Annotated in this window: 1 protein-coding gene; it reads left to right on the top strand. The window is 56.9% G+C overall.

Annotated features, from left to right (window positions below; genetic code table 11):
• Nucleotides 1-1,100, top strand: a 1,100-nt coding sequence (locus XpruCFBP8353_RS23030; RefSeq protein ID WP_249027462.1) for an ABC transporter transmembrane domain-containing protein, incomplete at both ends; no start/stop codon positions are given.

Raw genomic sequence — 1,100 nt, 5'->3', positions numbered from 1 at the left:
TCGCTTCGCGATCTGGCAGGCTCGCTTCGGTCCCTGGTGCCCGCGTTCTGGGGTGTGGGCATCTTGGCGCTCTTCTTGGAAGGCTGTGCGCTGATTGCGCCGCAATATCTAAGACTGACCATGGATCAGGTGCTCAGCGTCAAGGACGATGGTCTGGTCACCACATTGGCTATCGGCTTTTCGATCGTGCTCCTGGTCCAGCTCGTCTTGACCGTTGCCAGGAAGTGGACCTTGCTGTGGATCTCTTCGACCACTAGCTTACGGTGGAGCAGCAACTTGTTCCGCCACCTCGTGTCGCTATCCCAGTCGTATTTCGTAAAGCGGCACACCGGGGATATTTCAAGCCGCTTCCAGTCGATCTACTCCATCCAGCAGTCACTCACGACGAAGATGATGGAAGCGGTCATCGATGGGGTGATGTCTTTCCTCATGTTGTTGCTCTTGATGAGCTACGACGCGCCGCTTGCCTTCGCCTTGTTGGCTTTCACCATTGCCTATGTAGGTTCGCGCTACGCCTACTACGCCAAGCTCAAAGAAGCCAACCTTGATCAGATCAACATTGATGCACGCCGGCAAAGCTTGCTCTACGAAACGGTCCGAAGCATCCAGCCCATCAAGCTGTTCAACAAGTCAGCGCTTTGGGCGTCGCGCTTCACGAACTACAGCGCGAAAGCCACCAATGCGACCATCGGAGCCGAGCGTATCCGCATTGGGTTCGATTCCGTCCAGCTTCTCATCCAAGGCCTGTGCCGCATTTTCGTGATCTGGGAAGGCACCCGGCTGGTGCTCAGTGGGGACATGACGGTCGGGGTGTTGACGGTCTTTTTGATCTACGCGACCCAGTTCAGCCAACGCAGCATCAATCTGGCCGACTACTTGATGCAGCTCCGGCTGCTTCGCTTGCACACCGAGCGCATTTCAGACATCACGCACAGCGAGCCTGAGTCGTTTCTGCATGGCAACGGCGCACTGGAAGACGCTGCGCCCGCCATTGCAATTGCCAACGGCTATTTCCGCTACTCGTCTACGGACAAGTGGATCATGAGCGCCTTGCAGCTCAGGGCCCCGGCAGGCCAGGTGATTGCAATTGTCGGGAACTC

The organism is Xanthomonas prunicola, assembly GCF_002846205.1.
GTDB classification, from domain to species: Bacteria; Pseudomonadota; Gammaproteobacteria; order Xanthomonadales; family Xanthomonadaceae; genus Xanthomonas; species Xanthomonas prunicola.
The sequence above is the reverse complement of the archived record's forward strand: the minus strand, read 5'-3'. Positions and strand labels throughout refer to the sequence as shown.